The organism is Acidimicrobiales bacterium, assembly GCA_036273495.1.
Classification (GTDB): domain Bacteria; phylum Actinomycetota; class Acidimicrobiia; order Acidimicrobiales; family JAJPHE01; genus DASSEU01.
Genome location: DASUHN010000354.1, coordinates 1 through 12,423, shown reverse-complemented (window position 1 = coordinate 12,423; position 12,423 = coordinate 1). Strand labels below are relative to the sequence as shown.

Genomic DNA, 12,423 nt, shown 5'->3' with positions numbered 1-12,423 from the left:
CGCCGATGGTCACACCGGTGACGCGCAGGGTCGGCTGCCCGCAGCCCACGGGGACGCTCTGGCCGTCCTTGCCGCACGTGCCCGGGCTCATGTCGAAGTCGGCCGCCAGGGCGTCGATCCGCGACAGGACGTCGGGGCCGTTCCCGATGAGGTTGGCCTCCCGGATCGGGTCGGTGATCCGGCCGTCCTCGATCAGGTAGGCCTCCGTCATGCCGAACACGAAGTCACCCGTGGCGGTGTTGACCTGCCCGCCCCCGAGCTGGGCCACGTAGATCCCGGTCGGCGTCTGCCGGACGATCTCGTCGGCGTCATCGTTGCCCGCCAGCAGGTAGGTGTTGGTCATCCGCACCATCGGCAGGTGCTGGTAGCTCTGGCGCCGGCCGTTGCCCGACGAGGCCCGGCCCTCCTTGCGGGCGCGCAGCCAGTCCCACATGTAGTCGGTGAGCACGCCGTTCTCGATGAGCACGTTGCGCGCCGCCCCGTGGCCCTCGTCGTCGACCACGAACGTGCCCCACTCGTCGGCCACGGTGCCGTCGTCGACCAAGGTCACCAGCTCGCTGGCCACCTGCTGGCCCACCCGGCCCCGGTACACCGAGCTGTCCTTCAGGATGTGGTCGGCCTCGAGGCCGTGGCCGCACGCCTCGTGGAACAGGATCCCGCCGCTGCCGCCCTTCAGCACCACCGGCAGCACCCCGCTCGGCGCCGGCCGGGCCGACAGCTTGACCAGCGCCCGGCGGGCCGCCTCGAGCGCCACCTGCTCGACCGAGATGCGGTCGAACATCTCGAAGCCGACCGTGGCCGCCTTCGACTCGTAGCCGGTCTGCATCCCGGTGTCCCCGGTGGCCACGCACGACACGGAGAAGCGGGTCCGCACCTGGTCGTCCTCGGCCACCAGCCCGTCGCTGTTGGCCACGAGGATCCGCCGGCGGGCGTCCCCGTAGGCCGCCGACACCTGCTTGATGGCGCCCCCGGCGCCACGCGCCGCCGCGTCGGCGGCCTGCAGCAGCTCGACCTTGCGGGCCTTGGGCACGTCCTCGGGGAGGATCACGGCCCGCTTGCCCCCGCCGCCGGCCGGCCCCAGGGCCACCTTCCGCGTGCCGCCCCGACCGCCGCGCGCCGCTGCCGCTGCCGCCTCGGCCGCCTTGATCAGCCCGGCCTCGCTGAGGTCGGCCGTGTGGGCAAAGCCGGTCGTCTCCCCCACCACCACCCTGACGCCCGCGCCCCGGTCGAGGCCGGACATCAGCTCCTCGACCCTCCCGTCGTCCAGCGCGGCGGCAGAGGTGCGGCGGTCCTCGACGAACACCTCGGCAAACTCGCCGCCCGTCCGCAGCGACCGCTCCAGGACGCGGCCGAGCGTTTCGGATTCGATCAGCAACGGGGGTCCTCCGCAGGCTGGCCCGGTGGGGATGGGGAGCCTTACTGTACAGCCGTGTCCCTTCGCCCCGGCCTGACCGGACGGGCCGCGCTCGTGGTCGGGGAGGCCGACACGGCGGTGGCCATGCGCTCCGGAGACGTGCCGGTCCTGGCCACCCCGCGGCTGGTCGCGCTCTGCGAGGAGGCGGCGTGCGCGGCGCTGGCGGGCAACCTCGACGCCGGGCACACCACGGTCGGCAGCAGCGTGCAGTTCAACCACCTCGCCCCCACCGCCGTCGGTCGCAAGGTGACGGCCGAGGCCACCCTGGAGAAGGTCGAGGGGCGGCGGCTGGGCTTCACCGTGTCGGCCAGCGACGCCAACGGCCTGGTCGGCGCCGGGCGGGTCACCCGGGTCGTGGTGGAGGCCGAGCGCTTCCTCAAGCGGGTGAAGGAGTAGGCCCTACCGCTCCGGCGTGAACTCGATGTGGAGGTCGCGCAGGGTCCGGGTGAAGTAGCCGGGCACGAACTCGGGCTCGGTCCCGGGGACCATCCGGAAGTCGGGCAGACGGCGCAGCAGCTCCTCGAACAGCACCCGGATCTCGAGGCGGGCCAGGTTGGCGCCCAGGCAGAAATGGGTGGCGAAGCCGAAGGCCAGGTGCCGGTTGTCGGTGCGGCCCACGTCGAAGGTGTCGGGATCACGGAAGTAGCGCTCGTCGCGGTTGGCGGCCCCGTACATCAAGAGGACCTGGTCCCCGGCGTGCACGCTCTGGCCGTGCAGCTCGTGGTCCTCGGTCACGGTGCGGCGCATGTTGAGGATCGGGGAGGCCCAGCGGATGAACTCCTCGATGGCGCTGCTCTGCAACAGGCCGGGGTCGTCGATCAGCCGCCGGCGCTGGTCCTCGTGCTCGCACAGGGCCAGGACGATCTGACCGATGGTCGACCGGGTGGTCTCCGCCCCGCCGTCGAGCAGCAACAGCCCGTCCTGGACGATCTCGGAGTCCGGCATCGGTGCCCCCTCCAGCTCGGCGGTGACCCACGCCGAGCACAGGTCGTCCCCCGGCGCCGCCCGTCGTGCCTCCATCAGCTGGGAGAAGGCCACGGCAAAGTCCATGACCGCGTCCACCGACCCGTCGGGCCGGCGGGCGTCGTCGTCGCGGTAGCCGGCGGCGGCCATCGTCACCTCGGAGACGTGCTTGCACATCGGCCAGTGGTCCCGGTCGAACCCGAGCAGCTCGCAGATCACCATGGCGGGAAGGGGGGCGGCCAGCGCCTCGACGACCTCGGCCTCCCCCTTGGGGGCGATGGCGTCGATCAGCTCGTTCACCACGGCGCGCACATGGTCCTCGTGGCGGCGCACCGCCGCCGGCGTGAAGCGCGCCGACACCAGCTTGCGCTGGTGCAGATGGCGGGGGTCGTCGCGGTTGATCATCGACTCGCTCATGTCGATGAGCGGCCGGGAGCCGTGGGCCGAGCTGTACCGCTTGGTGCTCCGCTCGGCGTCCATCACGTCGCGGTAGCGCGACAGGGCCCAGATGCCGTTGGTCGGGTCCCAGTAGCACGGCGCCTCGTCGCGCAGCAACCGGTACATGTCGAACGGGCCGGCGGCGTAGACCTCGGGATCGAGCACGTTGGGCTTGTCCATGTTCATCTCTTTCGGTTCATCTCTTTCGGTCCATCTCCTCGGGCTCCACCTCTGTTGTCCCGCTCATGCCAGATTCGACGAACGGGGGTAGGCGTTTTCGGGATCGGTGATCACGTTGACCAGGTACGGCACGCCCGAGTCCAGGGCCCGGCGCAGGGCGGGCCCGATCTCCTCGGGGTCGTGCACGGTCTCCCCCGCCCCGCCCAGCGCCGCCACCACCTGGTCGTAGCGGCACTCCGGCTGCAGGTCGGCGGCCACGTCGTAGCCGTACAGGGCGCGCATCGGGTGCTTCTCGAGCCCCCAGATGCCGTTGTTGCCGACGACCATCACCACCGGCAGCCCGTGGCGCACGAGGCTGTCGGCGTCCATGCCGCAGAACCCGAGGGCGCCGTCCCCGAACAGGGTCACCACCTGGCGGTCGGGGCGGGCCACCCGGGCGGCGATCGAGTAGCCCATCCCGGTGCCGAGGCAGCCGTAGGGGCCGGTGTCCAGCCAGCAGCCGGGCTGGTAGGCGTCGACCAGCTTGCCGGCGTAGGAGACGAAGTCCCCGCCGTCGCACACCACCACCGCGTCGCGATCGAGGACCCGGCGCAGCTCCCCGTACACCCGGGCCGGGTGGATCGGGCGGGCGGCGGATTCCAGGTCGGCCCGCTCGGCCTGGCGTGCCGCCGCCTCCTGCTGGCGCAGCCCGCCGATCCACGACTCGTGGTCGGCGCGGGCCCCGGACCACTCCGCCATGCCGCTCAGGGCCGAGCGGAGGTCCCCGGCCACCCCGACCGCCAGCTCGGCGTGGGCCGCCAGCTGGTCGGCGGCGTCGGCGACGTGGATCACCCGGGCATCCCCGAAGCGCCCGAACGAGAGCCGGAAGTCGAGGGGCGTGCCCACGACCATCACCACGTCGGCCGTCTTCACCGCTGACCGGGTCCGGGCAAAGGCCAGCTCGTGGTCCGCCGGCAGGCACCCCCGGCCCAGCCCGTTCAGCCACACCGGGATGCGGAGGGTCTCGGCCAGCGTGCGCAGCTCCTCCCACGCCCCGGCCCAGTACACGTCGCTGCCCGCCACCAGCGCCGGCCGGGAGGCGCCGGCCAGGAGGGCGGCGGCCCGGGAGACGGCGTCGGGGTCGGGGGCTGTGCCCGCTTGGGCGCCTGCGGCGCCCGTATCCGCCAGATCGACGTGGCCCCTTCCATTACTACTGAACAGCACGTCCATCGGGAAGTCGACGAACACCGGCCCCCGGTGGGGAGTGGTGGCCGCCGCCGCTGCCTGGCCGACCAGCTTGGCGATCTCGTCGGTGCTCGACGCCGTGGCGGCCAGCTTGGTGATCGAGCCGAGGATCGGGACGTGGTCGAGCTCCTGGAGCGACCCCGACCCCCACCGGGCCTGGGGGGCCCGGCCCCCGAGAACGACCAGCGGGGAGCCGTTGAACCACGCCGTGGTGACGGCGCTCACCGCGTTGGTCACGCCCGGCCCCGCCGTGAGCACGGCCACCCCGGGCCGGCGGGTGAGCTTGGCCATGGCCTCGGCGCCGAAGGCGGCCGTCTGCTCGTGCCGCACGTCGAGGATGTTCACCTCTTGTTTCACGCAGGCGTCATAAATGGGAAAGATGTGACCGCCTGACAGGGTGAAGATCTCCTTGACCCCGGCCGCCACCAGTGGCGCCAGCGCCAGCTCGCCCCCGTGCCCCTCCACAGGACCGACGTTAACCGGCCCCCGCCCCGGGTAGCTTGGGTCCCAGCGTCATGATTGGGAGCCGATGATCCTCGATCGAATCGAGTCCCCCGCCGACCTGCGCCAGCTCTCCTACGAGGACCTGGACCAGCTGGCGGAGGAGATCCGTGACTTCATCGTCCAGACCGTGTCGGTGACGGGCGGCCATCTCGGCTCCAATCTGGGCGCGGTCGAGCTGACCCTGGCCGTCCACCGGGTCTTCGACAGCCCCCAGGACGTGATCCTGTGGGACACCGGCCACCAGGCCTACGTGCACAAGCTGGTCACCGGGCGCCGGGACGACTTCTCCACCCTGCGCCAGGCCGGCGGGCTGTCCGGCTACCCGTCCCGGCGGGAGTCGGCGCACGACTGGATCGAGAACAGCCACGCCTCCACGGTCCTGAGCTACGCCCACGGGATCGCCAGCGCCCTCGACCTGGCCGGGCGCGACCCGGACACCAGACGCGTCGTCGCCGTGGTCGGGGACGGGGCCCTCACGGGCGGGATGGCCTACGAGGCGCTCAACAACATCGGCCACTCCGAGCGCCGGGTCGTGATCATCCTCAACGACAACGGCCGGTCCTACGCCCCGACCATCTCGCGCCTGTCCGAGAGCCTGACCCGCGTGCGTCTGTCGAAGCCGTACATCCACGCCCGCGAGCGCGTGGGCCGGGCCGTGCAGGACCTGCCCGCCGTGCGGCGGCTGGCGCAGTCGGGATGGTCGGGACTGCGGGTGGCGGTGCGCGAGCTGTTCGGTCCCAACGTGTTCTTCGACGCCCTCGGCGTGCGGTACATCGGGCCCATCGACGGCCACGACATCGCCGGGCTCGAGCGGGCGATGGCCGGCGCCGCCGACTACGACGGACCCATCGTCGTGCACGTCCTCACCCACAAGGGCCGGGGCTACCCGCCCGCCGAGGAGGACGTCGTCCAGCGCCTCCACGACTTCAAGGTCGCTCCGGCGCCGGCGGGGGGCTCGGTCCCGACCACGGCGGTGGCCCTGAGCTACACCGACGCCTTCACCGCCGCCATGCTCGACGCCGCCGAGCGCGACGCCCGGATCGTCGCCATCACCGCCGCCATGCCCGGGCCCACCGGCCTGCTGCCGTTCGAGTCGCGCTTCCCCGATCGCTTCGTCGACGTCGGCATCGCGGAGCAGCACGCCGTGACCGCCGCCGCCGGCATGGCCATGGCCGGGCTCCGTCCCGTCGTGGCGGTGTACTCCACCTTCTTCACCCGGGCGTTCGACCAGGCCATGTTCGACGTGGGGCTGCACCGGCTGCCGGTCGTGTTTGCCCTGGACCGGGCCGGCATCACCGGCCCCGACGGGCCCAGCCACCACGGCGTGCTCGACCTGGCGCTGACCCTGAAGATCCCGGGGATGACGGTGTTCGCCCCGTCGTCGGCGCAGGAGGTCGGGGTGATGCTGGCCGAGGCCCTCCGCCAGGACGGTCCCTGCGCCATCCGCTGGCCCCGCACCGCCGCCCGTCAGGCCGCCCCGGGTGACGTGGGCAGCGGCCTGTCGGCCCGGCTGGTCCGCCGGGGCCAGGACGTCTGCATGCTGGCCGTGGGCAAGATGCTGGAGGCGGCCGAGGAGGCCGCCGCCAAGCTCCAGGCCGACGGGGTCGAGGCCACGGTGTGGGACGTGCGCGTCGTGAACCCCCCCGATCGCGCCATGCTGGAGGACGCCTCCGGCCACCCCCTGATCGTGACCATCGAGGACGGCATGCGCGTGGGCGGGGCCGGCAGCCACCTGGCCGACGCCCTGGCCGCCCTCAACCCGGGCCGGCGCTGCCCGCCGGTGCTCAACCTGGGCACGCCGCTGGAGTTCATCCCCCACGGCGCACCGGAGGGGATCCTGGCCGAGCTGGGGCTGGACGGGGACGGGGTGGCGGGATCGGTGCGCCGGGCCCTGCAGGACGCCGACAGCTACAGCTGAGCCACCGCCGCCCGCAGGGTGGCGTCGACCGTGGCCATCCGGTCCTCACCCCACGGCAGCGGGAACACGATCGGCACCTCGACGCCGTTGTCGACGTAAGCGCGGACCGTGGCCGCCACGTGGTCGGCGTCCCCGATGACGTCGATCCCGTCGACCATCTCGTCGGACACCGCCGCCACCGCCCCCTCCCGGTCCCGGGCGGCGTGGCGCTCCCGCACGGCGCGCACCGCGTCCCCGTACCCGGCCCGCTCGAAGTTGCGGGCGTAGGAGTCGACGGTCGCGTACGAGAACAGGTCGCGGCGCGCCAGCTCCACGCCGGCCTCCCGCTCGGTCACGCCCACGTGCACGTAGGCGAGGATGGCGGCGTTGCCCCCCTTGCGCACCTGCTCCACCGACCACGGAACGTGCGACGCGGGCAGGTAGTTGAGCATCACCCCGTCGGCCACCTCCCCCGCCAGCCGCAGCATGCCCTCGTTGAGGGCGCCGAGCACGATCTTCGGCCGCCTCTCCTTGAGGCGCACCCCCAGGCGGAACCGCGACACGTTGTAGAACTCCCCCTCGAAATCGACCTGCTCCCCCGAGAGGCAGGCGCGCGTGAGAGTCACGAACTCGCGCACCTGCGCCAGCGGGCGGCTGCCGTAGCCGGCGCCGTGCCAGCGCCCCGCCACCACGGGGGACGAGATCCCGACCCCGACCCATATCTCCTGGTCGGGGACCAGGGCCTGCAGGGTCGCGGCAGCCATTGCCAAAAGCGGCGGGGTGCGCAGCTGCAGGGCCACCACTCCGGTGCCGAGCGACAGGTCGGGCGCGACCTGCGAAACGGCGCCGAGCAGGGAGAACGCCTCCGGTCCGGTCACCTCGGCCGTCCAGAACGAGCGGTAGCCCAGCGACGCGGCGCGGCGCGCCACCTCGAGCCCCACGGCCGGGCCGAGCGCCTGCAGCGGCGCGAACGTCACGCCGACGGGAACGGAGAGGGCAGCCACCGCGTGCACCGTAGCGGCCGGTAACCTCCGCCGTCTGATGGGGTCCCGCCCGAAGGCGCCGGCACGGGCCGCCGCCCTCTTCATCGTCCTGGCCGCCGCGTTCTCGCTCGTGGCCGCCGTCGTCCCGAGGACGCCTGCGCGCGCCCAGACGTCCGGCGCGCCCAATCCGCCGTCGACGTACTGGCTGTTCGACCAGGCGGGCGGGGTGTACTCGTTCGGGGCGGCACCGTTCGCCGGATCCGCCGCGAGCCAGCGGCTCAACCAGCCGATCGTGGGCATGGCGGGTGTTCCCGACCGCGCCGGCTACTGGCTGGTCGCGGCCGACGGCGGCATCTTCTCGTTCGGCACCGCCCACTTCTGGGGCTCGACCGGGGCCATGCGGCTCAACAAGCCGATCGTGGGCATGGCCCCGACGCCCGACGGCAACGGCTACTGGTTGGTGGCGACCGACGGCGGCATCTTCACCTTCGGGGACGCCGGCTTCTTCGGATCGACCGGCAACCTCCGGCTCAACAAGCCGATCGTGGGCATGGCCCCGACCCCGGACGGCCAGGGCTACTACCTGGTCGCGTCCGACGGAGGAATGTTCACGTTCGGTGACGCCACCTTCCACGGCTCGACGGGCGCCATCCACCTCAACCAGCCGATCGTCGGGATGGCGCTCACCCCCGACGGGGCGGGCTACTGGCTCGTCGCCACCGACGGGGGCATCTTCAACTTCGGAGACGCCACCTTCCACGGCTCGCTCGGCGCCACCCACCTGAACCAGCCCATCGTCGGGATGGCCGCGCCCGAGGTCGGCGCCGCCGGCGCGTCGGGCGCAGGGGGCTACTGGCTGGTCGCGGCCGACGGCGGGGTGTTCAGCTTCGGCAACGCCGTGTACCACGGGTCACTCGCCGGGAAGCCGCCGGCGGCGCCGGTCGTCGGCATCGTCACCACGCAGAGCCTCGACCCGTACACGCCGCAGTCCACCGGCTACGACATCTCGTGGCCGCAGTGCAGCAAGAGCAATCCCGCCCAAGTGGCGTCGGAGCCGTCCTCTCCGGCGGCCATCTCGGTGGTGGGGGTGGGCGGCGGCCTGGCCTTCAACGACAACCCGTGCCTGGCGGCCGAGGCGTCGTGGGCCCGGCAGGGGGGCGGTGTCACCGTGTACATGAACATCAACTCCCCGACCAGCTCCACGGCGGCGCAGGGCATGAACGGCCCCGACGGGATGTGCGCACCGTCCGATCAGCTGTGCCAGGGGTACAACTTCGGTTACAACGCCGCCACCCACGCCTACTCCTACGCCCAGAGCGTGTCGGTGAGCGCGCCGATGTGGTGGCTCGACGTCGAGGGGCCCGCCGGCAGCGGCAACCCGCTGTGGAGCAGCGCCACCGGGGTGAACGACCAGGTGATCGCCGGGGCCATCGCGGCGTTGACCGCACTCGGGGTCGAGCCCGGGATCTACTCGACGATCACCCAGTGGGACGAGATCGCGGGGAGCGGCTACACCCCCGACGTGCCGGCGTGGCGGGCGGGGGCGGGGGACATCTCCGGCGCCCAGTCACTGTGCCCGGCGTCGTTCACGAGCGGCCCGACCTGGCTGGTGCAGTACGGCACCCCCAGTCCCTGGGACCAGGACTACGCCTGCTGACTTGCGGACCACTCCGGCCATGAGACGGCCGGCAGCCCCCGCGCCTGCGCGGCGAACTGGCCGAGGAACCACTCCCTGAACGTGCGGGCCTCCGCCGGGCTGGCCAGCGTGAGCAGGTCACCGGCGGCGCAGTAGGAGTCGGCCTCGGCCAGCAGGTCGTCGAGGTGGACGGCGGCGGGACCGACCTCCGCCGGCACCCGGTAGACGAGGTCGTCGATGCGGGTGCGGCCCTCCTCGGACGCGTCCCGGACCGCCGTCCGCGCCTCATCGGCGAATGCCCCGAATTGCTGCCCGAACTCCTCCACCAGTCCCAGCAGCCGCCCGGGCGGACCCTCACCCTCAGCCGGCTCCCGCTCCAGGATCAGGGAGAACTCCCTCTGCAGCTCGTCGGCGTGCTCCTCGGCCCGCAGGTAGACGTCGACGGGGAACGCCAGCAGGTGGACCTCCATCAGGTCCGACGCCGACACTGGCCGGGCTGCCGCCGGACCAGAGGCCCCGGCCCGCGCCGGGGGCGGCTCCGTCCTCGCCGGCCCACCCGGTGCGGACAGGAGCGGGGGCACGGTCACCTGGACGGTATCGAGGGCCACGTCCGCCCACACCGTCTTGCCGTCGGGTCCCGAGTCGACGCCCCAGGCCACCGCCAGCGCCTCGACCAGCTGGAGGCCCCGGCCGGTACCGGCATGGGCCGAGTACCGCTTGGGCTCGGGCCTCTGGCGGTCCTGGTCCCCGACCTCGACGCGGACGACCCCGGGGGCCTGCTTGACGCCGATCCGCAGCGCCGTGCCGGCATGCAGGATCGAGTTGGTCACCAGCTCGGAGACCACCAGCTCGGCGTTGGCCACCGTGTCATCCGGAGCTCCGGTGAGGCACCCGGAGACGAACCGGCGGGCGGCGGCAGCTGCTGACGGTCCCGGGTCCAGGACCAGAAGCTCACGAGCCACCGGCTCGCTCACTCGATGACCTTCAAGCGGCTGTGCGTGGGCTTGTCCCCCGATGCGCGCCCCACCATCCGGTGGTCCGATCGCGCCGGCTCATACCCTGATTCCCGATTGTCCACTCTCGGCGGCGATCAGCAGCGCGGAGCGGAAGGGCCCGGGGGGAGGGGCGTTGGGACGGATCAGGCGGCTGCTGGCGGCGGTCGACGGGTGGCAGCAGCGCCACGCCTGGGCGGCCTTCCCGCTCGCGGTGGTGAACAAGTTCGGCCGGGACCGGGGCGGCTCTCTGGCGGCTCTCATCGCCTACTACGGGTTCCTCTCGCTGTTCCCCCTGCTGCTCGTCGCGATCACCGTCCTCGGCTACGTGCTGGCCGGCCACCCGGCCCTGCAGGCCAGCGTGGAGACCTCGATCCTCGGGCGGTTCCCCGTGATCGGGGACCAGCTGCATGCCAACGTCAACCATCCCCTGACCGGGCACCCGCTGGGCCTGGCCGTCGGGGTGGCCGGCCTGCTCTGGGGGTCGCTGGGGGTCACCCAGGCCGGCCAGTACGCCATGGCCCAGGTCTGGGACGTACCGGACGAGATGCGCCCGGGACTCCTGGCCCGCCTCGGGCGCGGCGGGGCCTTCCTCGGCGTGCTGGCGATGTCGGCGGTCGTGACCACCGGGCTGAGCGGCCTGGCCAGCTTCGACAGCGGCGTCCCGGCGGCGGCGGCGGTCGCCGGTCCGGTCCTGGCCACCGCCGCCAACGTGGGCCTGTACCTCCTGGGGTTCCGCGTGCTCACGCCCGCCGGCGTGCCGACCCGCCAGCTGTGGCCGGGCGCCCTCGTCGGGGGACTCGGCTGGGAGGTCCTGCAGGTGGCGGGCGGCTACCTCGTCGGCCACCAGTTGCAGCACGCCAGCGCCGTCTACGGGCTGTTCGGCCTGGTCCTCGGGCTGATCTCGTGGATATATCTGGGGGCCCAGCTGAGCCTCTACTCGGCAGAGGTCAACGTGGTGGCGGCCAAGCGGCTCTGGCCCCGCCACCTGGTGCAACCGGACAAAGCACCCACCGCCTAGGATTTCGCCCGAACGCCGAAGCGTTGGGAGGACCCGGAACCACGCCGGTGTCCGCGCACCACACCGTGCCAACTGGCACGATTGACCCCGGAAGCGGGGGCACCAGGGAGGTCCAGCCATCAGTACGTCAACGCCCCCCACCGGCCGGCACTCGTCCGCCGTCTCCTCCACCCCCCGGCGCCGCCGGGCCGCCCGGGCAGCTCCCGTCGTCCCCGGCCTGGCTGCCATCGGCCTGCTGGCCGCGGCGTGCGGCGGAGGCAGCGCCGTCCCCAAAGCGACCCATGCCACCGGGGCCACGACCACCACCGCAGCCGCGCCGACGCCCGTCTATCCGCTGACCGGCCAACGGATCACCAACCCGGCCATGGCCGGGCGCCCCGCCCTCACGGTCAAGGTCGACAACGTGGCCGGCGCCTTCCCCCAGGAGGGCCTGGACCACGCCGACATCGTTGCCGAGGCCCTCGTCGAAGGCGGGCTCACCCGCCTGACCGTCACCTACCAGTCCCAGGACGCCGCCCTGGTCGGCCCGATCCGCTCGGCCCGGCCCGTCGACGCCGCCATCCTGCGCGAGCTCAACGGCGGGATCTTCGCCTACTCGGGCGCCGCTAACGGCGAGATCGCTCCGGTCAAGGCGTCGTCCAACGCGGTCCTGCTCTCCCACGACGCCGGCAGCGCCGGCTTCCAGCTGGTCCACTGGCGCAGCACCCCCCACAACCTGTTCGCGGCGACCACGGACCTGTACAACGTCGGCCGTCGCGCCGGCGCGGTATGGGCCCCGCCCCCGCAGCTGTTCCAGTACTCGGCCAGCCCCCAGGGCGGCCCGTCGACACAAGCCGGGTCGGCCACCATGAGCCTCTCCACGATCTCCACCGCCACCTGGTCGTGGAGCCCGAAGTCCAACCTCTACTTCCGGACCCAGAACGGCTCGCCCGACATGAACGCGAGCGGCTCCCAGATGTCGGCGCACAACGTCGTGATCCTGTCGACCGCCATCGGCCCGACCGGCGTCTACGACTCCGCCGGCAACCAGGACCCGCTGGTCGTCCTCGTCGGCTCCGGGCAGGCGTGGGTGATGCGCGACGGGCGCGCCGTCCAGGGCACCTGGAGCCGTCCCGACATCGCGAGCAAAGTGAGCCTGCAGGGGCCGGGCGGCACGATCACGCTCGAGCCG

10 protein-coding genes are annotated in these 12,423 nt (G+C 72.8%); 5 read left to right on the top strand and 5 right to left on the bottom strand.

Going from position 1 to position 12,423, the window contains the following annotated elements; genetic code table 11:
- The coding region (locus tag VFW24_15075; protein ID HEX5268087.1) for a TldD/PmbA family protein at positions 1 to 1,375 on the bottom strand (1,375 nt) is incomplete at its 3' end.
- 54 nt (positions 1,376 to 1,429) lie between these two features.
- Between VFW24_15075 and VFW24_15070 the strand changes: the two genes are divergently transcribed.
- Positions 1,430 to 1,810 (top strand): hotdog domain-containing protein, encoded by a 381-nt coding sequence (locus VFW24_15070; protein HEX5268086.1) that lies wholly within the window; start codon positions 1,430 to 1,432, stop codon positions 1,808 to 1,810.
- Positions 1,811 to 1,813: 3 nt separating this feature from the next.
- Here VFW24_15070 and VFW24_15065 read toward each other — a convergent pair whose 3' ends face one another.
- Both VFW24_15065 and VFW24_15060 read right to left on the bottom strand, forming a co-directional pair.
- Positions 1,814 to 2,995: a cytochrome P450 gene (locus tag VFW24_15065; GenBank protein ID HEX5268085.1), complete on the bottom strand. Its 1,182-nt coding sequence runs from the start codon at positions 2,993 to 2,995 to the stop codon at positions 1,814 to 1,816.
- Positions 2,996 to 3,058: 63 nt separating this feature from the next.
- Complete coding sequence (locus tag VFW24_15060; GenBank protein HEX5268084.1) at positions 3,059 to 4,684, bottom strand: acetolactate synthase; 1,626 nt, start codon at positions 4,682 to 4,684, stop codon at positions 3,059 to 3,061.
- A 64-nt stretch (positions 4,685 to 4,748) separates the two neighbouring features.
- Between VFW24_15060 and dxs the strand changes: the two genes are divergently transcribed.
- Positions 4,749 to 6,641, top strand: a complete 1,893-nt coding sequence (dxs, locus tag VFW24_15055) for a 1-deoxy-D-xylulose-5-phosphate synthase (GenBank protein HEX5268083.1) — start codon at positions 4,749 to 4,751, stop codon at positions 6,639 to 6,641.
- Here the strand turns inward: dxs and VFW24_15050 are convergent.
- Positions 6,632 to 7,624, bottom strand: coding sequence for an LLM class F420-dependent oxidoreductase (locus tag VFW24_15050; protein ID HEX5268082.1), 993 nt, complete (start codon positions 7,622 to 7,624; stop codon positions 6,632 to 6,634). The genes dxs and VFW24_15050 overlap by 10 nt on opposite strands.
- Before the next feature lie 37 nt (positions 7,625 to 7,661).
- On the opposite strand from VFW24_15050, the gene VFW24_15045 reads away from it, so the two are divergent.
- Positions 7,662 to 9,260, top strand: a complete 1,599-nt coding sequence (locus VFW24_15045) for a hypothetical protein (protein ID HEX5268081.1) — start codon at positions 7,662 to 7,664, stop codon at positions 9,258 to 9,260.
- On the opposite strand, the gene VFW24_15040 is transcribed toward VFW24_15045, so the two are convergent.
- Positions 9,248 to 10,213 carry an ATP-binding protein gene (locus VFW24_15040; GenBank protein HEX5268080.1) on the bottom strand — a complete coding sequence of 322 codons (966 nt, stop codon included), beginning with the start codon at positions 10,211 to 10,213 and terminating at the stop codon, positions 9,248 to 9,250. The genes VFW24_15045 and VFW24_15040 overlap by 13 nt on opposite strands.
- A gap of 154 nt (positions 10,214 to 10,367) precedes the next feature.
- Between VFW24_15040 and VFW24_15035 the strand changes: the two genes are divergently transcribed.
- A complete protein-coding gene (locus tag VFW24_15035) occupies positions 10,368 to 11,252 on the top strand; it encodes a YihY/virulence factor BrkB family protein (GenBank protein ID HEX5268079.1) in 885 nt (294 codons plus the stop codon).
- A gap of 118 nt (positions 11,253 to 11,370) precedes the next feature.
- Positions 11,371 to 12,423: DUF3048 domain-containing protein (locus VFW24_15030; protein ID HEX5268078.1), on the top strand; the 1,053-nt coding region annotated here is incomplete at its 3' end.

Bases quoted from the DNA above. Each gene is read 5' to 3' on its own strand.
- VFW24_15065 (HEX5268085.1), bottom strand. From the start codon at position 2,995: ATGGACAAGCCCAACGTGCTCGATCCCGAGGTCTACGCCGCCGGCCCG.
- dxs (HEX5268083.1), top strand. From the start codon at position 4,749: ATGATCCTCGATCGAATCGAGTCCCCCGCCGACCTGCGCCAGCTCTCC.
- VFW24_15045 (HEX5268081.1), top strand. From the start codon at position 7,662: ATGGGGTCCCGCCCGAAGGCGCCGGCACGGGCCGCCGCCCTCTTCATC.